The following is a 21,163-nucleotide window of genomic DNA, read 5'->3' as shown; positions in this document are numbered from 1 at the left end:
ATGTCTGATGGCCTGGTCAAATCGGCGGCGCGCGCCTTCGAAATCATGGAGGTGTTCGCGCGCGAACAGCGCCGCCTGTCGCTGGCACAGCTCTGCGGCCTGCTCGATTACCCCAAGTCCAGCCTGGGGGTGCTGCTGAAAAGCCTGCACGCCCAGGGCTATCTGTCGCTGCACCCGGTCGAGCTCAGCTATCTCCCCACCCGCCGGCTGGTGGCGCTGGCGGACTGGCTGCCGCCACTGCTGATCGACGAGCAGATCCTGCCGACGATGCGCGCGCTTCAGGCCAGCACCGGCGAGACCATCACGCTGACGGCGCTGGCCGGCACGGAAATGCGCTGCCTGCGCGTGCTGCCCGGCACCCAGCCGATCGCGCTGCAACTCGATTCGGACACGCGCTTTCCCATCCTGGGCACCGCGGTCGGCACCGCCTGCCTCGCCGGCATGCCGCCGTCGCGCGTCCCCGTCATCCTGCGCGAGGTGGCCCGCCGCGACATGACGATCACCGCGGCGCTGCTGGCGGAGGCCGAGCGTGCCATCGCGGAGACCAAGAAGCAGGGCTATGCCGCCGTCTATGACCGGGTGACACCCGACGCCGGCGCGGTCGCCGTCGCCCTGCAGCAGGAGGACAGCGCGGAACCGCTGGTGCTCGCCGTCGCCGGGCTCAGCCAGCGCATCGCCCGGCGGCAGGACGTCATCGTCGACCTGCTGCGCCGCGCCTCCGCGCGCACGCTGGTGGACTGACGGGCCTACCCCTTCTCCACCAGCTCGATCGCCGCCTCATAGGGTTGCGCCTCCGCCGCCCGCTGCTCCAGCTCCTCGCGCTCCTGGTGGACGATGCGCAGTACATTATCCAGGTAACGGTCGCGCCAGGCATCGCGCTCCGCCCGCATGGCGGCATCGGGCACGAAGCCGTCGATGGCGGCGCGGGTCAGCGGCGCCCCCGATTCCAGGATGCGCTCGATGCTGTCCAGCCGGTCGCGCAGCACCGCCACCTCGCCGGCCAGCGCCAGCGTGATCGCCAGCGTCTTGTCGATCGCCGGATCGGCGAAATAGCGCGGCCGCTCGCCGCGGGCCTTTTTCTGCAGCTCGATGCCCATGGCTATTTCTGCACACCCCACAGCCACCAGGCGCCGCCGCCGCCGAAATCACCCCCCTGGAACACCTTGGTGCGCTTCGCCTCCGCGGCCTCGAAGGCACTCGGCTGATAGAGTTCGAACGCCTTGGCCGGATCGAAGCCGGTCTCCGCCGCGATCTCCGCCGCCACGATCTCGTGCGATGCGCCCCAGTAAGGCTCGTTGTTGTTGCGCGTGTCCCAATCCAGCATGAAGGCGTCATAGGCCGGCAGGTCGCGATAGGGCGGCGTTTCCGCATGCGCCACCACCCCGCCCGGGCTCAGCAGCCGGTGGCATTCGCGCATGATGGCGCGCATTGCCCGGTGGCCGGTCTCGTGCACCAGGATGTGGCTGACGATCAGGTCGAAGAAACCATCCTCGAAATCGGTCGCCTCGGCATTCTGCTGGCTGAAATGCACCGTCTTGCCCAGCGACCGCGCCCGGGCATGGGCATAGCGCAGCACCGGCGCGCCGACATCGATGGCATGGACCTCGGCATCGGGAAAGGCATCGCAATAGCCCAGCGTAGAATGGCCGACGGTGCAGCCCATGTCCAGGATGCGGCGCGGCTTCAGCCCGGGGAAGCGCGCCTTGATGGCGGCGATGGTGGTGTCGCCGATGTCGCTGTTCAGCGGTCCCATCCGGCCCATGGCATAGATATAGACCGCGCGATCATAGACCGCGCCGTTCGCCAGGTCGTCCTCGGCGAACTCGCTGTGATAGCCGCCGGGCATGCAGTGGATGTCGACGCTGCGGTGATAGCGCGGGATTTCCAGCGCCGGGTTCAGCCGCAGCGTGCCGGTGCCCGCCGCCGCCTTGCCGGCCTCGATGATCGCCGGCAGCTGGCGTTCGACCGGGATCTGCACCGATTTCCACATCATCTCCTGGCTGTTGCGCTGCAACGCGCTCCAGAAGTTGAAATAGGGTTCGTCCGCCATCGCGCGGCGGATGTCGTGGTGACTTTCCGGCGGCTTGCCATGCGCCCGGGCGAAGGCCGGCGCGGCCCGGCCCTCGAACGCCGCCTTGTTGCCCAGGCTCACCTTGCTGGCGAGGTGCAGTTTCAGGCTCTTCACGAACTCCTGCCGGTCGAACTCCTCGGCGGTGGTCTGCGGCAGCACCGCGTGCGGCGCCTGGCGGGTCAGATCGAGCGTTTCCATTCTCACTCTCCTCCTATTCGGCTGCCAGCGCCGGGCGCTGGATCGGGCAGATTTCCTCGCGATTCACCATGTCGAAGGTGAAAATCCATTTCGCAACCCCCGTCAGCACGGCGGCGATGAATCCCAGCTCGATGATCTGCGCCTCGCTGTAATGCGCCCACAGCCGCGCGTGCAGGGCGGGCGACAGATGCCCCTCCATGTTCTGCAGCATCATCTCCTCCGCAAGCGCGATGACGGCGCGGTCCTTCGCGTCCCACACCGGGCTTTCGGGGTCGTAGATGGCATCCACCTGTGCCTGGGTGATGCCGGCGGCCAGCGCCTCCACCGTGTTGAAGCGGTTGCAGAACTGGCAGCCATGCTGTTTCGACAGCTTCAGCCGCAGCAATTCCTTGCTGCGCACATCCACCGTCATGCCGGGATGCTTGTTGTAGAACAGGCCATCGTAGAATTCGCCGAAATACCAGCGCAGGATGTCCGGCTGGTGCGCCATCACGCCGATGATCGTCGCGTCGCCCGTCCGCTCCACGCCGGTATCGTGCAGCGGTTGCAGGTCGGCGGGCAGCGCGTCGCGCGGGATGGGCGTGATCGACGGGTTCGGCATGGCTACCCTTTCAGCTCGTCATAGGTGGGGAAGGGATAGTCCGGGCTGGGCGGGCAGAAGCAGATGTGGCGGAACGGCACGCTGCCCACCACCTTCACATGCTTCCGCGCGCCGACCGGATAGGTATAGACGGTGCCCGGCGTGATGCGCGCCTTTACGCTCTCGGCGTAGAGCGGCGGCAGGAACACCTCCACCTCCATCTCACCGCTCAGGCAATATTGGAACTCGTCATGCACGAAGGTCCACACGAACTCGTCGCCGGGCATGAAATCCTCGATGATCACCTGGCAGTTGGGCTGGTTGATCGCCGAATAGCCGCGGATGCTGACGCCGGGGTTGAACGGCAGAGGGAGCATCGGCGCCGCGTCCATCACGGCATCGTCGATGCTGTGGATGCCGAAACCCGACCGCGGCGTGGGGGCAAGACCGATGGGCATGCAATCTCTCCGTCAGAATTTGAACTTGGCTTCCACCCCGAAGCTGCGGGGCAGCGCCGGGAAGCCAGGATTGAACACCCCAATGCCGGTGACAAGCACCACGCTCTCGCTGCGATAGCGCTCGTTGAACAGGTTGCGCGACCAGACCGCCGCCTCCCAGCGCTCGCCGCTCAGCCCCAGCCGGCCGTTGACCAGGTTCACCGGATCGCGCTTCGTGCCGGGCGTATTGGCGCTGTCGAAAAACAGCGACCCCTGCCGGTTATACTCGCCGCGGGCATTCAGCGTCAGGCTGTCCGACAGCGGCTGGTTGACCTGAAAGCCAACGGTCAGGTTGTAGTCCGATACGTAGGGCGCGCGGTTGCCGACGCTAGATGCCTGTGCGCGATACGCCTTGATCTTCGGATCGATGTATCCGAAGCCGGCGAACAGGGTGACCGTATCGGCGACCCGCGCGGTTGCATCGAACTCGAAACCCTTGATCTCAACCTTGTCGATGGCGGACACGGCCTGCACCGATCCGGCGGGGAAAAAGACAAACTGCTGCGCGTTGCGCACATTGGTGATGAAACCGGCGCCGTTCAGCGACACCCGCCGGTCGGCGAACTCGGACTTGAAGCCCACCTCATAGCTGTCGGCGACTTCCTTGTCATAATCGTCGCGCACGAACACCAGCGCCTCCGCCTGCGCACGGGTGATCCCCACCTGCGTCGCCTGCACCACCCGCTCGCGCGTGCCGATGGCGTTGAAGCCGCCGGATTTGAAGCTGCGCCCCCAGGTGGCATAGACCGAGCCATTGCGCTCCGGGAACTTGTAGGTCAGCGTCACCTTCGGCTGCACCTGCTTGAAGGTCTTCTCCTTGCTGCAGGCGCCCGGCTGCACGCCAAGGATGCGCACGCAATCGTTGAAACTGGCGCCGGTGAAGGGGTTGATGACGTTCGGCGTCAGCGTCCGCACCTCGCGCTTCTCGATGTCATAGCGCGCCGCCACCCCCAGCTCGATATCGGGTGTGATATCCCACTGCGCATTGGCAAAGGGCGCGAAGTTGCGCGCCTTATACTCGCTGATGTCATAGGCGTTGGTCGGGTTGCTGCTGTCCAGCCCGTCGATCCCCAGCGTCGGCGCGATGGCGCCTCCGCCGATCAGCAGCCGATCCCAGCGGTTGAACGCCGCTCCGAAGATGGCCGTTGAAATCGCCGGGTCCAGGCTGCCGCGGATCAGGCCGTTGGGATTGGGCAGAAAGCCGCTGACGCCAATGTTGGGCGTGCCGTTGGGGTTCAGCGGCACCCGGCCGTTATAGCCCTGTTCGGTGGTGAAATTGCGGGTCGATGTCAGGAAATACAGCCCGGCCTGATAGCGTACCGGGCCATCCCCCTTCGAGGTGAAGCGGATTTCCTGGCTGAACGCCTTGTTGGCGATCCGATATTTCTGCGTCTGGTCGCCGAACAATATGGCATTGCCGGCATCGTTGCGCGGATCGGCATGCGTCATGTAGGGAAACAGCTTGGCCTGATAATTATCGACGATCCGGCTGTAGGCGCTGACCGCGGTGATCGTCCCCAGCCCCAAATCGGCATCCAGCTTCAGCGAGCTGCTGAACTTGTCCTGCACGTTCGATCCCGGCACGTCGCTGACATAGGGCGCAGTCGGCGCATTGCTGTTCACCGGACTGCGCACACCGCCCACCACGATGTTCGGCCCCTGCGCCTGCGCGGCGATGGCGCCGCCGGTCAGATGGCTGCCGCCGACCCGGATATCCAGCTTCACGTCATCGGTCAGGTTCCAGTCCAGCCGCAGCCGGCCGGTCTTCTCGTTGGTGCGATAGCTTTTCTCGCCGGTGATGATGTTGGTGAACGGCCCCTCGCTGTCATTGATCGCGCCCGACACACGTACCCGCAGCTTGCCGGGGACGATCGCGCCGCCGGCGCTGACGACCGCCTTCACGGACTGCCAGTTGCCATAGCTGATCGAGGCCGAGCCGCTCAACTCGTCGGTGGGCGGCTTGGTGGTGATGATGATCGCGCCCGCCGCCGCATTGCGCCCGTAAAGCGCGCCTTGCGGCCCTTTCAGCACCTCGATCTGCTGGATGTCGAACAGCTCACCGTTGAATTCATTCTGCGTCGCCAGCTGCACGCCGTCGATCACCACCGCCACCGCCGATTCGGATTGCCGCACGCTGGTCTGACCCCGCACATTGACGAACGCCTCACCGGCATGGTTGGACTGAATGAAAGTGACATTCGGCGTCAGCCCCAGGAAATCCTGTGGCCGAGTTATCCCCGCCTGGGTGATCGCCTTCTCGCTGAACACCTGCACCGCCACCGGCACATCGATGAATTTCTCATCGCGCTTGGTGCCGGTCACGATGATCTCCTCCACCGCCGGCGCCGCCGGCGCCGCCGCGGTCTGCGCCACCGCCGGCACCGCCAGGCCCGGCAGCGCGACCGACGCCAGCAGGACCGCCACCCATGTTCCGTTCCGACCCGTCATCCGATCTCTCCCTTGTGATTTTTGCGGGTGCTCGCAGTCATCCCTCTTTGCATACAATTCTGTGCAGCTTTCGCTTGCTGTCAACGAAAAAGAATGCATCTTAAACCATCGCATTTCGCCGCGTTGGGGTTTGTGCTGGCGCAGCCAAAACGCAGGTGAATTGCACGGAACAGAACCGGCGAAAGGGCAGGCAAATGGCGGCAACCGAACCGCAAGGTGCTGATACGGATAGCGATAAGGACGGAAAGCCGGTCCGCTACATGACCGCGGACCACAGCGCCGCGGCGCTGACCCGCGCCGAGCTCGCCATGATCCGTGCCGTCGAGGCGTTCGGCCGCTGGTGCGTCTTCCTGCACAAGAGTGTCAGCGGCACGCCGCTCGGCGCCACCGACGTCTGGCTGCTGCACTCGATTCGCATGCGCGGCGAGGCGCAGAATCTCTCCGAACTGCTGCTCTTCCTCAACCGCAACGACGTCTCGACGCTGCAATATTCCCTGCGCAAGATCGAACAGTCCGGCCTCATTGAACGCATCACCGGCAACAGCAAGCGCGAGGCCGGCTACCGCCTGACCGACAAGGGCCGCGCCGCCACCGACGCCTACGCCCGCGTCCGGCAGGAACTGCTGGTGGCGCTGATCGGCGACGTCAACGGCCTGTCACCCGCGCTGGAGGAAGGCGCCGCCGCGCTCGAACGCCTCACCGGCCTCTACGACCAGTCCACCCAAACCGTCCTGAACCGCAAGATACTGGGCAGCTAACCATGCTTCGCCACAAAGGCCGACAGCCCCGCCGCGAAACCGTCCGGGTCCAGGTCGGGCTCGAAATTGGCGCCCTTCACCGGCCAGCTTTCAGCATCCGGCCGCATCGCCAGCGCGCGTGCCAGGAAGGGATACAGCACATCATCCTCCGCCGCCATCAACAGCATTGGCGCCTGCACCGCCATCAGGAACCCGGCGAAATCCTGCCCCCACACCGCGTTGTAACTCTGCACCCGGGTGAACCAGGCGCGCAGCGTGTCCACCAGCTCGCGATGGTGCAGCATGACATCGGCATGCGCCCCCAGATTGTGGAGATAATGCCAGTTATCAAGCAGATAGCCGCCACTGGCGCGCGGTGTAAACGGCGTGCCGAAATGCTTGGCGAATTCCGCCCGCTCCTCGGGCGTCAGCGGCACCGGCCCCGCCATCGTCAGCGATTGCGCCAGCGCCGGATGGCGCGCCGCCAGCTCCACCGCCACGCACGACCCGGTGTGATGCCCCACCAGATGCGCGCGTGAAATCCCCAGCGCCGCCACCGCCGCCGCCTGCCAGTCGACATAGTCCGCCATCGTCGGATCCCGCTCGGGATCGGGATCGAAGCTGCCGCCATAGCCCGCCATGTCGAACGCGAACATCGGCCGGCCGCCGTCCAGCCGGGTCATCACCTTGTCCCACATCTTCGCGGAACTGCCGCTCTGGTGAAAGAACAGGATCGGCAGGCCCTCGCCGGCGACATGCCGGTAATGCACCTGTCCGGCAGCGATATCGACATAGCCACAGCGAATCATAAACCCTCCCTTGCATCGCAACCTATCTTATGATTCTGTATGCAAAACTGGCAAGAGGGTCCCCATGTCCGATCCATCACTCGAAGCCGCCTTCGCCGCGCTCGCCGCCGCCCTCGCCCGCGGCGACCTCGATGCCTTCTACGCCGCCATCCTGCCCCAGGCGATCATCTTCGATGAAGACCTGCCCTTCCGCGTCGACCGCGCCGGCTTCCAGGCGCACATCGCCTTCCACGGTCCGGACAATTGGCAGGGCTTCGCCTGGCTCCCCAGCGGCCTGCGCTTCGTGGCGTCCGGCGGCAGCGGCGCGGTGCTCGGCTTCGCCATGTTCCGCGGCAAGCCGGTCGATGCCGGCTTCCGCCTGCGCCCGATGCTGTTCAGCCAGGGCTGGCGGCGCGGAACCGACGGCTGGAAACTCGCCAGCTGGCACCAGTCGCCGATCATCGGCCACGTCACCCGCCAATCCCCCGCCTGAAGGACGCGCCATGACCGATACGGACCGCCGCACCGCGCTTGCCGCCGCCCTCGCTGCTGCTACCGCCGCCACGCTCCCCGCCGCCGCCATGGCCGCGCCCGACCCAGCCGCCGGGCTGGAGGCCGCCTTCCGCGCCGCCTTCACCGCCCCTGCAGACGCGCCGACGGCGCTGGCCCGCGCCCGCCAAGACTTCCTCGCCGAGGCCGCGCTGATGATCGATCACGATGTGCCCTTCGCCATGGATCGCACCGCCGCCGCCGATCACCTCGCCTTCCACGCCGCCAACTGGCAACGGCTGGAAATCATCCTGTCGCAGGTTACGGCGCAGGTGCATGGCGAGACCGGCATCGTCTCCGCCTTCTTCAACCTGCGCGGCAAGCCGAAGGACGCCGGCTTCCGTCTCCGCCCCGGCTTCGTCTCCGCCGTCTGCACCCGCACGCCGGCCGGCTGGAAAGCCCTCAGCCTGCACCTGAGCCCGCTCGCCGGCCAGATCCTCGACGCCAGCCCGTCCTGAAGACCCGGAAAACTACGCCTCCCGCACGCTGCGCACCACCGGAATAGGATAGCCGGGGTTCGGGAAACACACGCAATAATGTCGGAACGGTTCCTCGCTCAGCACCCGCCACACCACCCGGCAGCCGCGCGGCATGTAATAGGCGTCGCCCGCCTTCACCCGCACCGTCCCCGATTCCAGCATCAGCGGCGGCAGGTGATAGTCGATCTCGCACTCGCCGCTGATCACCGTGTGCACCTCGTCATGCGCCAGCGTCCAGGGGATCTCCACGCCCTGGTAGAAATCCTCGATGTTGATCTGCACCGCCGGCTCATCGATGGCGATGTTCGCGGCGCGAAAGCGCGAGCCTTCGACGAACGGAAACTGCAGGTCCGGCTCCGCGTCCAGATCGGTCGGGTCGTAACGGTAATGGGCGAATTTGCCCCAGCTGATGCGGTCCATGGCCGTCTCCCTCAACGCAATCCCAATGACCCCGGGTTCACCAGGCCTTGCGGGTCCAGCACCTCCTTCACCCCGCGCACCACCCGCGCGAGCGGCGCATTGTTCATGATGTCGGTATAGGGGTAATATTTGCCGATCTGCAGGTGCAGCCCGCCCAGGCTGTCGAACAGGTCGCGCAGCTCGTCGCGCAGCTTCAGCGCCACAGCGCGCCGCGCCTCGTTCGCCGGAATGTCCTTCCACTTCTCGGCGAACTCCGGCTCGATCAGGCTCAGCCGGAACTCGCCCAGTTCGTCATGCCAGTAAAAGCTCGGCTCGATCACGAACTCCGGCCCGCTGAAACAGGTCAGGTAACTGGTCTTGATGCCCCACTGGTCCATCAGGTCGCGCCGCTCCGCCAGGAAGCGCTCGGTCGCCTGCGCCGCCGGAATCGCGCGGGACAGCGGGAAATAACCATGCACCGGAATCCAGATTTCGCCCTCGCTGCCCAACAGGATGGTGCGCACCCCGCCGAAGGGCGCGCCGCGGAACACCGTCGGGATGCTGTTCGCCATCTCCGTCCCGCCCAGCTCGGCGCAGATCTCGGCGGCCATGTCGGTATGCTCGGCCGCCACCAGCTCGGTATGCGCGTCCAGCGTCATGTGCAGCGAATAGGGCACATCCTTCAGGATGCGCTTGCCCCCCAGCGCCAGTTTCGCCGCCGCCTTCAACCCCTTCAGCCCGCCTTTCCGGGCAATTTTGCCGACAATCGACAGGCCTTCCTCGAAGGTGATGCCCTGTTTTTCGAAGCCGCCATTGTAATAGGGATCGAAACCATAGCATTCGGACGCGATCCCCAGCCGCGCGATCTTCACCTGCGCCGCCAGCATCGCCTCCAGCGTGTCGAACTTGTAGGACAGGTACCCCGTGTGCTTCGGCGCCGTCACCAGCCGTAGCGCCGCCACCGCCTTCACACCAAAGGCGCCGGTGTCCGCGGTGAACAGCCCGGTCAGGTCGGGGCCGAAATGCCGCCAGAAGGGATTGCCGGCCCGATGCGCCCAGCTGCCCGTGGTCAGCAGCTGGCCGTCGCCCAGCACCACCTTCAGCCCCAGCACGCTCTCCGCCGCGGTGCCGCCGATGCCCGAGCCATGGAACAGGCTGTTCTGGCTGAGCGCGCCGCCGACCGTCGCATAGGCGCCCGACAGCGGCCCCCAATAGGGCGTCTGCACCCCGTGCGGCGCCAGGGCCTCGTGCAGCTCCTTCCAGGTGCAGCCGGCCTCCACCAGCACATACATGTCCTCGGTGTTGACCTCGATCACCCGGTTCAGCCGCCGCGTGTCCAGCAGCACCGTGTCGCGCCGCTCCGGCGTATAGCCGCTGGTATAGGACATGCCGCCGCCGCGCGCGACCACCGCGAAGCCGGCCTCCGTCGCCGCGCCCACGGTCGCCGCCAGCTCCTCCACGCTGCCGGGCCGCGCCACCATCGCCGCCACCTCGCGCGGCCGCCAGCTCAGGTCGGTCGAGTAGAAGGCGCGGCTGGCCTCGTCCACCAGCACATGGTCGTTGCCCAGCAGCTGCCGCAGCCGCTGCGCCAGGCCGTCACCGTCCCGAACCTCCGCCAACACCGTCGCCATGCGCTAGTCTCCCTCGAATCGCTTGGCATTTTTGTATGCAAAATTGTCTCCCGCATCAACCGACAAACTTGGCGGCCGGCACTTCATGGTTTAGGCAGGGGCAATGACCAGCGAAGCAAAGATCGATGACGAGGAAATCTCCTCCGTCGCCGCCGTCGTCGATGCCATCGTCGATGGCGTCATGCGCGGCCGCTATGTCCAGGGCCAGCGCCTGATCGCCGCCGACCTGGCCGAGGAATATAATGTCAGCCGCGCCCCCGTGCGCGAGGCGCTGCACATGCTCGCCGGCGAAGGCGTCGTGGAGCTGGTCGCCAACCGCGGCGCCCGCATCCGCCGCCTCAGCCCCAAGGAGCTGGTCGAGTTCCTGGAGTTCACCGAGGCGATCTGCGTCCTCGGCGTCCGCCTCGCCACCGCCCGCATGAGCGAGGAAGCCCCCCGCGCCGTCATCATCGAGGCCTTCGCCCGCATCGAGGACGCCTGGATCCGCCGCCACCCGCAGGTCTTCGTCGAAGCGCTCTACCGCTACCACATCGAGCTGAACGCGCTGTCCGGCAACGCCTTCCTCGATTTCTTCTACCGCCGGCCCTACATCCGCTTCTACACCACGCTGCTCGCCGAACTGGCGCCGGGCGGCCACTGGGAACAATATATCCTCAACTACCGGCAGATCCACGCCATGATCCTGTCCGGCGACGCCCACAGCAGCGTCGTCACCTTCGTCAGCCACATCCGCTGGGTGCTCACCAACATGCGCAACAGCAGCAAGGGCTAATAGCCCGTCCCTGCGATGCCATCCCCTCCGCCGCGGGCGGCAAGCCCGACCGGGCGCCGGCGCCCATGCGCCGCCTCCTACCCCTGATGAGTCAACATCAGGGGGTTTTGGTATCCAGATCGTAAAACGCCGCCGCGTTGCCGCCGAACACCGCCTCCCGCCCGGCCGCCGGCACCAGCGCCCGCGCCTCCGCGTACAGCGCCTGCCATGGCCGGTGCAGCGCATCGACCGGGCAGTTGCTGCCCCAGATCATCCGCGCCGTGCCGAACGCCGCCAGCAGCCCGTCGGCGATCGCGCCCACCCCTGCGCCGTCACGCCGCAGCATCCCCAGCCCGGACAGCTTCACCACCGCGCCGGGCAGCGCCGCGAAGGCGTGCAGCCCCTCCCGCCAGCGCGCCATGCCCCCCTCGCTCGCGTCCCAGGGGGAGCCGGCATGGCACAGCGCCACCCGCAGCGCCGGCACCGCGCCGAACACCGCCGCCGCCTCGGCCAGCAGCTCGCCCGTCAGTTGCAGGTCGAACCGCAGCCCCGCCGCCGCCAGCGTCTCCAGCCCGCGCGCGAACGCCGGATCGCGCAACAAGGCCCCCGCTCCCGGCCCGTCTTCGGACGGATGCCGCGCCACGATCTGCCGCACCCCGCGCAGCCGCCCGTCCGCCAGCGCCGCGTGCCGCGCCAGGTCGTCCGCCAGCGTCGCTGCCGTCAGGTCCGCCGCCGCCACGATTCCCACCGGCCAGCCCTGCGCCGCCGCATGCCGCGCCACCCAGGCGGTCTCGGCGAAGGCATCCGCCGCCCCCACCTGGATGTGCACCGAGGCGCGCACGTCCACGTGCGCATGGTCGGCGCGGAATTCCGGCACGCCATAGTCCCGCCGGATCGGATCGGGATCACCGAAAAAGCGCGGCGTCCCCGCCGCCGCCAGCCAGGGATAATGAACCTCGTTCAAATGCCAGAAATGGTGATGCCCGTCGACGATCATGACCGCTCCGCCACCGCAACCCCCACCGCCTGGAACCATGCCTCCAGATAGCGGCCGAACGACCGCCGCGGCAAAAGCCGATAGCCGTCCGCCGCCACCAGCAGCACCAGCTGCGCCCGCGCCAGCAGCGTCGACCAGCCCGTCCCCACCGCCAGCCCCGCCAGGTCCAGCGAACAGCCCCGCGCCAGCACCGCGCCCGCGTCCGCCCCGTGCAGGCGATACAGCGACCGGTTGCCCGACACGTCCACCGCCACCAGCGGCAACCCCGCGCACCCCGCCAGCAGCGCCGGCGCATCGTCGCCACCCACCCCGTCCCCGCCGATCAGCAGCCACTCGTCCGGGCCGATCCACACCGCCGTCCCGCCCCGCCACGCCGCCGCGGACCCCACACCCACCGGCAGGCCGCACGCCGCCGCGTCCCGGCTGCGCAGGACCAGCATCGCCCGGTCCGGCATCCGCGCCAGCTCAGCCATTCATCCGCACCCCTTCCGGATCATGGAACATCGCCTCCGTCACCGTGCAGCGCACCGGCGCGCCCCCGAACCGGGCGAACACCTCCTCCCCCACCCGCGCGCGACCACCGCTCAGCAGTGCCAGCGCGAACGGCCGGTCCATGACCGGGCTGTGATAGGCCGAGGTCACATGCCCCAGCATCGCCCTGTCCGCCGCGCCCGCGGTCAGCTGCGCGCCTTCGGGCACCGCCGCATCGGGCAGCAACCCCACCAGCTGCTTGCGGTCCGGCCGCTGCATGTCCGGCCGCGCCAGGCTGCGCTTGCCGATGAAATCGGGTTTCTTCAGTGAAACGGCCCAGCCCAGCCCCAGGTCATGTGGCCCCACCGTGCCGTCCGTCTCCTGCCCGATGATGACATAGCCCTTCTCGGCGCGCAGCACATGCATCGTCTCGGTGCCATAGGCGGTCACCCCCAGCGCCTCGCCCGCCGCCCACAGCGCCTGCCACACCGCCACGGCATGGCGCGCATCGCTGTGTATTTCAAAACTCAATTCACCGGTGAAACTGATGCGGTACAGCCGCACCGGATGCCCCGCCACCACCGCCTCCCGCCACGCCAGATGGGGAAAGGCCTCGGCCGACAGGTCGCAGCCGCTCACCGCGCCCTTCAACAGGTCCCTCGCCCGCGGCCCCGTCACCACTGCCGCCGCCCAATGCTCGGTCACCGAATTCAGCCACACCTCCAGGTGCGGCCATTCGGTCTGGCAATAATCCTCCAGCCGGTCGAGCACCCGCGCCGCATTGCCCGTCGTCGTGAACATGATGAAATGATCGTCGGCGATGCGCGCGCTGACGCCATCGTCGAACACCATCCCGTCCTCGCCCAGCATCACGCCATAGCGGCAGCGCCCGACCTCCAGCTTCGCCCAGGCATTGGTATAAACCAGGTTCAACAGCGCCGCCGCGTCCGGCCCGCGGATGTCGATCTTCCCCAGCGTGGAGGCGTCCAGCATCCCCACGCCCTCACGCACCGCCCGCCCCTCGCGCAGCACCGCCTCGTGCATCGACTCGCCGGCCTTCGGAAAATACCAGGGCCGCTTCCACTGCCCGACATCCTCGAACACCGCGCCGCGGGCCACATGCCAGCCATGGAGCGGCGTCGTCCGCGCCGGATCGATCAGCAGCTCGCGGTCATGCCCCGCCAGCGCGCCGAAGGTGACAGGCGTATAGGGCGGGCGAAAGGTCGTCGTCCCCACCACCCCCGGCGCCACCGCCAGATTGTCCGCCAGCCGGCTCAGCGCATTCAGGTTCGAGAGCTTGCCCTGATCGGTCGCCATCCCCGTGGTGGTATAGCGCTTCAGATGCTCGACCGAGACGAACCCCTCCCGCGCCGCCAGGTCGATGTCCGCCAGCGTCACGTCATTCTGGTAATCCACGAACGCCTTCGGCCCCACCACCGGTGCCACCGGCGCCACCACCGGCAGCTCGCCCGCGCATGCTCCCACGCAGCGCGGCTGACCCTCCGCCGCCACCGGCAGGAAGGCATGTCGCCCGGCATCGAACGCCACCTTGCCGCCGACATGGGTGAACAGGTGAACCGCCGGCTGCCAATGCCCGCCCATCAGCAGCGCGTCGCAGGCGATCCGCCGCCCGTCCGGCCCGGTCACGCCGCGCACCCGCCTGCCGCCATGCGCCGCCAGCACATGCGGCAGGTGCACCACCTCCGCCCCGGCGTCGCGCAGCGCGTCCGCACCACCGATCTCGCCCGCCACCACGATCCGCCGCCCCACCAGCACGCCGAAATCGTTCAGATAGCGCACCGCCGCGCTCTCCAGCATCACGCCCGGCAGGTCATTCCCCGGAAACACCAGCGGCTGCTGATGCGCGCCGGTCGCCAGCACGATCTCTTTCGCCCGTATCTGCCACAGCCGCTGCCGTGGCCCGCGGCGCTCATCCGGCGGCAGATGGTCGGCCACCCGCTCCACCGCCATCACCAGATTGTCGTCATAACGCCCGAACGCCGTCGTCCGCCACAGGCACGTCACGCCGGGCGGGTCCGCGCCCGGCATGCCCTCATCCAGCATCATCACGCGGCCTGAGGCAGCCGCCGCCGCCGCCCGCCCCGCCGCGCCGCCGCCGATCACCAGGCAATCGCAATGTGCCACCACCCGGTCATAATGGTCGGGATCGGCCGCCGTCGGCGCCGGCCCCAGCCCCGCCATCCGCCGGATGAACGGCTCATACAGCCCGGTCCAGCGCGAGGCCGGCCCGAAAAAGGTCTTGTAGTAGAAGCCCGCCGGAAAGAACCGCCCGAACAGCCCGGTCAGCGCGCCGGCATCGAACGAAAGGGAGGGCCAGCGGTTCTGGCTCGTCGCCACCAGGCCCTCATGCAGCTCCACCATCGTCGCCCGCGTGTTGGGTTCCGCGAACGCCCCCTCCCCCACCGTCACCAGCGCGTTCGGCTCCTCCGCCCCCGCCGAGACGATCCCCCGCGGCCGGTGATATTTGAAACTCCGCCCCACCAGGTGCACGCCGTTCGCCAGCAGCGCCGACGCCAGCGTGTCGCCCGGATGACCGGTCATCGCCACGCCGTCGAAGCGGAACCGCAGCACCCGGCCCCGGTCGATCCGCGCCCCGCCCGCCGATACCCTCATTTGACCCACCCGTGGCTGCGCGTGTCGCGCCCGGTCACGAACCATTTCCGGCACCCCGCGCTGTGGCACCAGCGCTCCTTGTGCACCCCCTTCGGATTCGTCCGCATGAACAGGTAATCCGTCCATTCGGCATCGCCCAGCACCTCCGGGTTGGCGGGCCGCACCCGCCCGGCCTCGCCGCCATGGCTGAACTCGGTCTGGTCGCGCGGACCGCAGTGCGGGCAGACAATGAGCAGCATCAGTGCGCCACCGCCGCGGCGCCATGCTCGTCGATCAACCGCCCGCTGGTGAACCGCTCCAGCCCGAACGGCGCCGCCAGCGGATGCGGCTCGCCCCGGGCGATGGTGTGCGCGAACACATGCCCCGATCCCGGCGTCGCCTTGAAGCCGCCCGTGCCCCAGCCGCAGTTGATGAACAGATTGTCCAGCGGCGTCCGGCCGATGATGGGCGAGGCGTCCGGGCAGATGTCCACCGTCCCGCCCCAGCCCCGCAGCATCCGCAGCCGCGAAAAGCTCGGGAACAGCGCCAGCAGCGCCCCCATCTGATGCTCGATCACCGGAAAGCTGCCGCGCTGGGCATAGCTCAGATAATCATCGATCCCCGCGCCGATCACCAGCTCCCCCTTGTCCGACTGGCTGACATAGACATGCACCGCGTTGGACATCACCACCGTGTCCAGCACCGGCTTGACCGGTTCGGAGACCAGCGCCTGCAACGTGTGGCTCTCCACCGGCAGGCGAAAGCCTGCCATGTCGGCGAGCACGCTCGAATGCCCCGCCACCACCATCCCCACCTTGCCGGCGGTCATGCTGCCGCGCGTCGTCTCGATGGCGGCAATCCGCCCGCCCTCGCGCCGGAACCCGGTCACCTCGCAGTTCTGGATGATGTCCACGCCGCGCGCCGACGCCGCGCGGGCATAGCCCCAGGCCACCGCATCGTGCCGCGCCGTCCCCGCCCGGCGCTGCAGGGTCGCGCCCATCACCGGATATCGCGCCGCCGCACCCACCTCCAGCGGCGGGCAGAAGGCCTTCACCGCGGCAGGCTCCAGCCACTCGCTGTCCACCCCGTTCAGCCGCAGCGCATTCACCCGGCGCTTGCCCTCGCGCACATCCCCCAGATTGTGCGCCAGGTTCATCACGCCGCGCTGCGAGAACATCACATTGTAATTGAGCGCGTCCGAAAGCCCTTCCCACAGCCCCAGCGCATGGTCATAGAGCCGCGCGCTCTCGTCCCACAGATAGTTGGAGCGCACGATGGTGGTGTTGCGCCCGGTGTTGCCGCCGCCGATCCAGCCCTTTTCCAACACCGCCACATTGCTGATGCCATGCTCCGCCGCCAGATAATGCGCGGTCGCCAGCCCATGCCCGCCACCGCCGATGATCACCACGTCATAATGCGGCTTCGGCGTGGCATCGGCCCAGGCGCGCTGCCAGCCGCGATGGCCCGACAGTCCCTCGCGCAGCAGCGCCAGCGCCGAATAGGTCCGCATCAGCGTCCCTCCCGGTGCAAGGTCTCCGGCAGGCTCAGCCAAATCAGCGCCGACAGCGTGAACGCCACCGCCGCCAGCCCCATCGCCACCCCCAGGCTGGTCGCCGCGGCAACCGCGGTGGTGATCGGCGGCGCCATGAAGCTGACGATCCGCCCCCACTGGAAGATCGACGCCGCGGTCGACCGCAGATGCGACGGATAAAGCTCGGTCAGCCACGGCCCCCAGATCACCGAGGCAGCGATGAAGAAGCCATAGGCCAGCCCCGCCAGCGCCAGGGTCGCGGTCGTCGTCGCCACCGTCAGGTACAGCAGCACCGAGGCCGCCCCGGCCAGGAACCCCCAGGCGTTCACCCGCCGGCCGAACCTGTCGCTCACTGCGCCCCAGATGAACCCGCCGACGATCGCGGCGGCGAACTGCCAGCCGAAGATCGCCTTGGAACTTGCGCCCGCGATGCCGCGCACCTCCTCCATGTAGGTGGTCTGCCAGTTGATGAAGCTCGCCGAGCCGAAGAAGTTCAGCCCCACCATCGCCGCCAGCCGCAGCGTCTGGCTCGACAGGCCGGGTCCGAACAGTTCGGCGATCGGCAGCCTGCCGCGCGCCACCGTCGGCGCCGCCGGGTCCGTCCCGAACGCCACCACCCGCCGGTCGTCCGGCACGATCAGGAAGGCGAACGGCGCCAGCAGCAGCGGCGGGATCGCCCCCATCAGCAGATAGAGATGATAGTCGCTGCTGAACGCGCTCGCCACGATCAGCCCCATCACCGTCACCGATCCGTTGAAGGTGCCGTTGTAGAATCCCGCCAGCTTGCCGCACACCTGGCGCGGGAACAGGGCGGTATAAAGCCCCACCACCGTCGGGAACACGCCGCCCAGGAACAACCCCAGCACGAAGCGCTGCGCCATCAGCTGCTCGAAATTCACCACATAGGTGCCCGCCAGCAACGCCAGGCCATAGCCGACCATCACCACGAACAGCGCGTTGCGCCGGCCGATCCGGTCCGCCACCTGGCCGATGATCAGCCCGCCGCCGACCAGCGCGCCCAGCCCCTGCGCCGTGTACATCAGGCCCGCTTCCGTCAGCGTCAGCCCCAGCGCCGCGCGGATGTCCGGGCGGAACACGCTTTCGGTATTCCACGCCCAGCCATAGAAGAAGTCGGCGAGCATGAAAAACACGAAGGCAACAACCCGGCGCCGGATGGGGATATCCTCTGCCCTCACCATCGCCTGCATCGAAAGCCCCCCTCCGCGCTGCCATTCGCGCTGCCGTCAGCGCTTGTGCGGCGCTCACTGCATATATATTCACCAGCCATGACGCCAGCGCAAGCCCTGTTGACCGAGCTGTTCGCCGCGGCCGTCGCCGCCGCCGATCCGGCGCACTGCGTCCCCCCCTGCCTGCCCCCGCCACCGCGCGGCCGCACCGCCGTCCTCGCCTTCGGAAAAGCCGCCGCGTCGATGGCCGCCGCCGTCGAAACGCACTGGCCCGGACCGCTCGAAGGCCTCGCCGTCACCCGCGACGGCCACGGCCTGCCACTGCATCGCATCCGGCTGCTGTTCGCCGGCCACCCCCATGGCGACACGCGCAGCGCCCAGGCCGCCCGCGGGATGCTCGACCTTGCCGCCACCCTCGGTCCCGACGATCTCGCGCTCGTCCTGGTCTCGGGCGGCGGCTCGGCGCTCACCACCCTGCCCGCGCCCGGCATCGACCCCGCCAGCAAGGCCGCCGTGCTGCGCGCGCTCCTCCACTGCGGCGCCCCCATCGCCGACATCAACAGCGTCCGCCGCCGCCTGTCGGCCTTCAAGGGCGGCCGCCTCGCCGCCGCGGCCGCGCCGGCGCGCGTCCACAGCATCGTCATCTCCGACGTGCCCGGAGACGACCCCGCGCTCGTCGCCTCCGGCCCCAGCTTTCCCGACCCCTCCCCGCCACAGGCCGCCGCCGCCATCCTCGCCCGCTGGCGCATCCCGCTGCCCGACGACATCGCCCGCCACCTCGCCCGTCCCGCGTCGCCGCCGGTCCTGCCGGCGCTCAGCCACCGCATCGCCGCCACCGCCGCGTCCGCGCTCAGCGCCGCCGCGGCGCTCGCCACCCGCCGCGGCCTGCGCTGCACCCTCCTCTCGGACCGGCTGGAGGGCGAGGCCCGCACCCTGGGCAGCGCCCACGCCGCCCTCGCCCGCGGTCTGGTCGGCCACGGCCCGCAGCTGCTGCTCTCCGGCGGCGAAACCTCCGTCACCGTCACCGGCAGCGGGCGCGGCGGCCGCAACGCCGAATATCTCGCCGCCCTGGCGCTCGGCATCGCCGGCCTCCCCGTCACTGCGCTCGCCGCCGACACGGACGGGATCGACGGCAGCGAGAGCAACGCCGGCGCCCATGCCGACGGCACCACGCTTGCCCGCGCCCGCGCACGCGGCCTCGACCCCGCCGCCCTCCTCGCCAACAACGACGCCCACGCCCTGTTCGCTGGCCTGGGCGACCTGATCGTCACCGGTCCCACGCGCACCAACGTCAATGATTTCCGCGCCATCCTGATCGAAAGCTGACCATGCCCACCCTCGCCCTCACCCGTCGCCTCCCCGCCGCCGTGGAGGCCGAGGCCGCGCGCCATTTCACCCTGCGCGCCAACCCCGATGACCGGCCCTGGACGCCCGCCGACTTCGCCGCCACCGATGCCGACGCGCTGCTCTGCACCGTCACCGACCGGCTCGACGCCGCCACCATCGCGGCGCTGCCCACGACTGTCCGCCTGCTCGCCAATTTCGGCGTCGGCACCAGCCATATCGATCTTGCCGCCGCCACGACGCGCGGCATCGCCATCAGCAACACGCCCGACGTGCTGACCGACGCCACCGCCGACCTCGCGATCCTGCTGATGCTCGGCGCCGCGCGCCGCGCCGCGGAGGGCGAGGCGATGATGCGGGCCCGCGCCTGGACCGGCTGGGCCCCCACCGCAATGCTCGGCACGCACCTCGGCGGCAAGACGCTCGGCATCCTCGGCATGGGCCGCATCGGGGCCGCCACCGCCACCCGCGCCGCCGCCTTCGGCATGACCATCCTCTACCACGGCCGCCGCGAACAACCCGGCCTGCCCTGGGAGTTCGTTGCCGACGCCGCCGACTTCTGGCCGCGCTGCCAGGCCCTCAGCTTGCACGCCCCGCTCACGCCGGCGACCCGCGCCATCATCAACGCCGACACGCTCTCCCGGCTTCCCGCCGGCGCCATCCTGGTGAACACCGCCCGCGGCGAACTGGTGGACGACGACGCCGTCATCGCCGCGCTGCGATCCGGCCAGCTCGCCGCCGCCGGCCTGGACGTCTTCACCAACGAGCCGGCGTTCGACCCGCGCTACGCCAGCCTTCGCAACAGCTTCCTGCTGCCCCACCTCGGCAGCGCCACCACCGAGACCCGCACCGCCATGGGCCTGCGCGCGCTCGCCAACGCCCGCGCGTTCTTCGCCGGCGACCCGCTGCCGGACCCGGTCAGCCAGCCGCCAGGATCTGCTTCCAGATCGCCACTTCGTCGATGGTGATCCACTCCATCGTCACCCGGCCATCCACCATATAGGCGTGCGTCATCCCCAGGATATAGACCGGCGCGCCGGTCGGTTCGCCGAACCGGCCCCAGCCCTTGTGCGTCGCCTCGATCGACCAGCGCAGCGCCAGCCGCACCGGCTGCCCCGGATCGCGGTTGACGATCAGATGGTCGACGGTCAGCGCGGCATCGGGAAAGGAGGCCAGATAGCCGACCACGAAGCGGTCCAGATCCTCATGCCCGCTCAGCACCTCGCCATTGGCGACGAACGCCGTCACGCCCTGGTGATAATGGTCGCGGATCGCCGCCGGCGTCTTCGCCCCCCAGATCGTGCGCCACGCCTCGGCATAGCGCCGCGCCTCGGCCCCATCCTCGATCCGTGCCCGATAGGGCCCCGGCTTGTCGTTCGCCGGGGTGAACACGCTGGTATCGCCGCGCGCGATCATCGTCTCCGCCAGCGCGCGCGGAGTCGTCCCCAGGCAGGCGGCGAAGGCGCCATGGTCGCGCACCAGCCACTCTTCGGTGATGACCCCTTCATGCACCACGCAGTCGGCGATGATGCGGGAGCGCACCAGCTGGCCCAGACCCTTGCCATAGGCCCCGTCATTCTGCTTGCGCATCACCGAGATCAGCCGGTGGGAGGAGATATAGCCCTCGTCGTCGTTGCCGGCCCAGATCACATCCTCATAGACCAGCCGCCGGTCGGGAAACTCGTTCAGCGTCGCCAGCGTCGCCGCCGTCACCCCGCGGTTGTCGGTGATGATGGCATTCGATGCCCGCACGATCACGTCGGGCGCATAATATTTCCGCAGCGACAGCCCGATGCCGCGATCCTCCCAGATCTCCCGCGTGATCTTCTCGATATAGTCGGGAAAACTTGTGAATTTCGGGTCAAAACCGCGCATCTGCCCACCACCCCTGT

At 68.6% G+C, this 21,163-nt stretch carries 22 protein-coding genes; 7 read left to right on the top strand and 15 right to left on the bottom strand.

Features of this window, described 5'->3' with window-relative positions:
• Nucleotides 1-741 carry an IclR family transcriptional regulator gene (locus H3309_RS00770; protein WP_182296587.1) on the top strand — a complete coding sequence of 247 codons (741 nt, stop codon included), beginning with the start codon at nt 1-3 and terminating at the stop codon, nt 739-741.
• Between the two features lie 5 nt (nt 742-746).
• Here the strand turns inward: H3309_RS00770 and H3309_RS00765 are convergent, their stop codons facing one another.
• Genes H3309_RS00765 through H3309_RS00745 form a run of 5 tightly spaced genes read right to left on the bottom strand, consistent with a single transcriptional unit; the run spans nt 747 to nt 5,794 of the window.
• The gene (locus H3309_RS00765) at nt 747-1,097 is read right to left on the bottom strand and encodes a hypothetical protein (protein ID WP_182296585.1); all 351 of its coding nucleotides are present in this window, start codon (nt 1,095-1,097) and stop codon (nt 747-749) included.
• A 2-nt stretch (nt 1,098-1,099) separates the two neighbouring features.
• Nucleotides 1,100-2,269, bottom strand: coding sequence for a class I SAM-dependent methyltransferase (locus tag H3309_RS00760; RefSeq protein ID WP_182296583.1), 1,170 nt, complete (start codon nt 2,267-2,269; stop codon nt 1,100-1,102).
• A 13-nt stretch (nt 2,270-2,282) separates the two neighbouring features.
• Complete coding sequence (locus H3309_RS00755) at nt 2,283-2,870, bottom strand: carboxymuconolactone decarboxylase family protein (RefSeq protein WP_182296581.1); 588 nt, start codon at nt 2,868-2,870, stop codon at nt 2,283-2,285.
• Between the two features lie 2 nt (nt 2,871-2,872).
• Nucleotides 2,873-3,307, bottom strand: coding sequence for a cupin domain-containing protein (locus tag H3309_RS00750; RefSeq protein WP_182296579.1), 435 nt, complete (start codon nt 3,305-3,307; stop codon nt 2,873-2,875).
• 12 nt (nt 3,308-3,319) lie between these two features.
• A complete protein-coding gene (locus tag H3309_RS00745) occupies nt 3,320-5,794 on the bottom strand; it encodes a TonB-dependent receptor (RefSeq protein ID WP_182296577.1) in 2,475 nt (824 codons plus the stop codon).
• Nucleotides 5,795-6,054: 260 nt separating this feature from the next.
• Between H3309_RS00745 and H3309_RS00740 the strand changes: the two genes are divergently transcribed.
• Nucleotides 6,055-6,552, top strand: coding sequence for a winged helix DNA-binding protein (locus H3309_RS00740; protein WP_182296575.1), 498 nt, complete (start codon nt 6,055-6,057; stop codon nt 6,550-6,552).
• Here the strand turns inward: H3309_RS00740 and H3309_RS00735 are convergent.
• Entirely contained in the window at nt 6,549-7,340 is a 792-nt protein-coding gene (locus tag H3309_RS00735; protein WP_182296573.1) for an alpha/beta fold hydrolase, read from the bottom strand. The two genes, H3309_RS00740 and H3309_RS00735, sit on opposite strands and share 4 nt — an antisense overlap.
• 64 nt (nt 7,341-7,404) lie before the next feature.
• Here H3309_RS00735 and H3309_RS00730 point away from each other — a divergent pair, with 64 nt between their 5' ends.
• Together H3309_RS00730 and H3309_RS17505 are read left to right on the top strand one after the other, a co-directional pair.
• Nucleotides 7,405-7,812: a nuclear transport factor 2 family protein gene (locus H3309_RS00730; protein ID WP_182296572.1), complete on the top strand. Its 408-nt coding sequence runs from the start codon at nt 7,405-7,407 to the stop codon at nt 7,810-7,812.
• A 10-nt stretch (nt 7,813-7,822) separates the two neighbouring features.
• A complete protein-coding gene (locus H3309_RS17505; protein ID WP_182296570.1) occupies nt 7,823-8,326 on the top strand; it encodes a nuclear transport factor 2 family protein in 504 nt (167 codons plus the stop codon).
• Between the two features lie 12 nt (nt 8,327-8,338).
• On the opposite strand, the gene H3309_RS00720 is transcribed toward H3309_RS17505, so the two are convergent.
• Both H3309_RS00720 and H3309_RS00715 read right to left on the bottom strand, forming a co-directional pair.
• Entirely contained in the window at nt 8,339-8,767 is a 429-nt protein-coding gene (locus H3309_RS00720; RefSeq protein ID WP_182296568.1) for a cupin domain-containing protein, read from the bottom strand.
• A gap of 11 nt (nt 8,768-8,778) precedes the next feature.
• The gene (locus H3309_RS00715; protein ID WP_182296566.1) at nt 8,779-10,377 is read right to left on the bottom strand and encodes an FAD-binding oxidoreductase; all 1,599 of its coding nucleotides are present in this window, start codon (nt 10,375-10,377) and stop codon (nt 8,779-8,781) included.
• 103 nt (nt 10,378-10,480) lie between these two features.
• Here H3309_RS00715 and H3309_RS00710 point away from each other — a divergent pair, with 103 nt between their 5' ends.
• On the top strand, nt 10,481-11,149 hold the full coding sequence (locus H3309_RS00710; protein WP_182296564.1) for a GntR family transcriptional regulator: 669 nt from the start codon (nt 10,481-10,483) through the stop codon (nt 11,147-11,149).
• A gap of 97 nt (nt 11,150-11,246) precedes the next feature.
• Here H3309_RS00710 and H3309_RS00705 read toward each other — a convergent pair whose 3' ends face one another.
• Genes H3309_RS00705 through H3309_RS00680 form a run of 6 tightly spaced genes read right to left on the bottom strand, consistent with a single transcriptional unit; the run spans nt 11,247 to nt 17,948 of the window.
• On the bottom strand, nt 11,247-12,125 hold the full coding sequence (locus H3309_RS00705; RefSeq protein WP_182296562.1) for an amidohydrolase family protein: 879 nt from the start codon (nt 12,123-12,125) through the stop codon (nt 11,247-11,249).
• Complete coding sequence (locus tag H3309_RS00700) at nt 12,122-12,598, bottom strand: sarcosine oxidase subunit gamma family protein (protein WP_182296560.1); 477 nt, start codon at nt 12,596-12,598, stop codon at nt 12,122-12,124. Before H3309_RS00700 ends, H3309_RS00705 begins: the two co-directional genes overlap by 4 nt.
• Nucleotides 12,591-15,230 carry a 2Fe-2S iron-sulfur cluster-binding protein gene (locus H3309_RS00695; protein WP_182296558.1) on the bottom strand — a complete coding sequence of 880 codons (2,640 nt, stop codon included), beginning with the start codon at nt 15,228-15,230 and terminating at the stop codon, nt 12,591-12,593. Before H3309_RS00695 ends, H3309_RS00700 begins: the two co-directional genes overlap by 8 nt.
• Complete coding sequence (locus H3309_RS00690; RefSeq protein WP_182296556.1) at nt 15,227-15,469, bottom strand: sarcosine oxidase subunit delta; 243 nt, start codon at nt 15,467-15,469, stop codon at nt 15,227-15,229. The genes H3309_RS00695 and H3309_RS00690 overlap by 4 nt, the downstream gene beginning before the upstream one ends.
• Complete coding sequence (locus tag H3309_RS00685; protein WP_182296554.1) at nt 15,469-16,719, bottom strand: sarcosine oxidase subunit beta family protein; 1,251 nt, start codon at nt 16,717-16,719, stop codon at nt 15,469-15,471. Before H3309_RS00685 ends, H3309_RS00690 begins: the two co-directional genes overlap by 1 nt.
• On the bottom strand, nt 16,719-17,948 hold the full coding sequence (locus tag H3309_RS00680) for an MFS transporter (protein ID WP_182296552.1): 1,230 nt from the start codon (nt 17,946-17,948) through the stop codon (nt 16,719-16,721). The genes H3309_RS00685 and H3309_RS00680 overlap by 1 nt, the downstream gene beginning before the upstream one ends.
• A 78-nt stretch (nt 17,949-18,026) precedes the next feature.
• On the opposite strand from H3309_RS00680, the gene H3309_RS00675 reads away from it, so the two are divergent.
• Both H3309_RS00675 and H3309_RS00670 read left to right on the top strand, forming a co-directional pair.
• The gene (locus H3309_RS00675) at nt 18,027-19,253 is read left to right on the top strand and encodes a glycerate kinase type-2 family protein (protein WP_182296550.1); all 1,227 of its coding nucleotides are present in this window, start codon (nt 18,027-18,029) and stop codon (nt 19,251-19,253) included.
• Between the two features lie 2 nt (nt 19,254-19,255).
• Nucleotides 19,256-20,239, top strand: a complete 984-nt coding sequence (locus tag H3309_RS00670; protein WP_182296548.1) for a 2-hydroxyacid dehydrogenase — start codon at nt 19,256-19,258, stop codon at nt 20,237-20,239.
• Here H3309_RS00670 and H3309_RS00665 read toward each other — a convergent pair.
• Nucleotides 20,190-21,146, bottom strand: coding sequence for an ester cyclase (locus tag H3309_RS00665; RefSeq protein ID WP_182296546.1), 957 nt, complete (start codon nt 21,144-21,146; stop codon nt 20,190-20,192). The genes H3309_RS00670 and H3309_RS00665 overlap by 50 nt on opposite strands.
• Nucleotides 21,147-21,163 lie beyond the last annotated feature (17 nt).

The sequence above is a fragment of the Sandaracinobacteroides saxicola genome, assembly GCF_014117445.1.
Classification (GTDB): domain Bacteria; phylum Pseudomonadota; class Alphaproteobacteria; order Sphingomonadales; family Sphingomonadaceae; genus Sandaracinobacteroides_A; species Sandaracinobacteroides_A saxicola.
This window is presented reverse-complemented; position numbering and strand designations above follow the sequence as displayed.

Bases quoted from the DNA above. Each gene is read 5' to 3' on its own strand.
- H3309_RS00715 (WP_182296566.1), bottom strand. From the start codon at position 10,377: ATGGCGACGGTGTTGGCGGAGGTTCGGGACGGTGACGGCCTGGCGCAG.
- H3309_RS00760 (WP_182296583.1), bottom strand. From the start codon at position 2,269: ATGGAAACGCTCGATCTGACCCGCCAGGCGCCGCACGCGGTGCTGCCG.
- H3309_RS00765 (WP_182296585.1), bottom strand. From the start codon at position 1,097: ATGGGCATCGAGCTGCAGAAAAAGGCCCGCGGCGAGCGGCCGCGCTAT.
- H3309_RS00665 (WP_182296546.1), bottom strand. From the start codon at position 21,146: ATGCGCGGTTTTGACCCGAAATTCACAAGTTTTCCCGACTATATCGAG.
- H3309_RS00770 (WP_182296587.1), top strand. From the start codon at position 1: ATGTCTGATGGCCTGGTCAAATCGGCGGCGCGCGCCTTCGAAATCATG.
- H3309_RS00750 (WP_182296579.1), bottom strand. From the start codon at position 3,307: ATGCCCATCGGTCTTGCCCCCACGCCGCGGTCGGGTTTCGGCATCCAC.
- H3309_RS00755 (WP_182296581.1), bottom strand. From the start codon at position 2,870: ATGCCGAACCCGTCGATCACGCCCATCCCGCGCGACGCGCTGCCCGCC.
- H3309_RS00690 (WP_182296556.1), bottom strand. From the start codon at position 15,469: ATGCTGCTCATTGTCTGCCCGCACTGCGGTCCGCGCGACCAGACCGAG.
- H3309_RS00735 (WP_182296573.1), bottom strand. From the start codon at position 7,340: ATGATTCGCTGTGGCTATGTCGATATCGCTGCCGGACAGGTGCATTAC.
- H3309_RS00700 (WP_182296560.1), bottom strand. From the start codon at position 12,598: ATGGCTGAGCTGGCGCGGATGCCGGACCGGGCGATGCTGGTCCTGCGC.
- H3309_RS00705 (WP_182296562.1), bottom strand. From the start codon at position 12,125: ATGATCGTCGACGGGCATCACCATTTCTGGCATTTGAACGAGGTTCAT.
- H3309_RS17505 (WP_182296570.1), top strand. From the start codon at position 7,823: ATGACCGATACGGACCGCCGCACCGCGCTTGCCGCCGCCCTCGCTGCT.
- H3309_RS00720 (WP_182296568.1), bottom strand. From the start codon at position 8,767: ATGGACCGCATCAGCTGGGGCAAATTCGCCCATTACCGTTACGACCCG.
- H3309_RS00685 (WP_182296554.1), bottom strand. From the start codon at position 16,719: ATGCGGACCTATTCGGCGCTGGCGCTGCTGCGCGAGGGACTGTCGGGC.
- H3309_RS00670 (WP_182296548.1), top strand. From the start codon at position 19,256: ATGCCCACCCTCGCCCTCACCCGTCGCCTCCCCGCCGCCGTGGAGGCC.
- H3309_RS00680 (WP_182296552.1), bottom strand. From the start codon at position 17,948: ATGCAGGCGATGGTGAGGGCAGAGGATATCCCCATCCGGCGCCGGGTT.
- H3309_RS00675 (WP_182296550.1), top strand. From the start codon at position 18,027: ATGACGCCAGCGCAAGCCCTGTTGACCGAGCTGTTCGCCGCGGCCGTC.
- H3309_RS00730 (WP_182296572.1), top strand. From the start codon at position 7,405: ATGTCCGATCCATCACTCGAAGCCGCCTTCGCCGCGCTCGCCGCCGCC.
- H3309_RS00740 (WP_182296575.1), top strand. From the start codon at position 6,055: ATGACCGCGGACCACAGCGCCGCGGCGCTGACCCGCGCCGAGCTCGCC.
- H3309_RS00745 (WP_182296577.1), bottom strand. From the start codon at position 5,794: ATGACGGGTCGGAACGGAACATGGGTGGCGGTCCTGCTGGCGTCGGTC.
- H3309_RS00710 (WP_182296564.1), top strand. From the start codon at position 10,481: ATGACCAGCGAAGCAAAGATCGATGACGAGGAAATCTCCTCCGTCGCC.
- H3309_RS00695 (WP_182296558.1), bottom strand. From the start codon at position 15,230: ATGAGGGTATCGGCGGGCGGGGCGCGGATCGACCGGGGCCGGGTGCTG.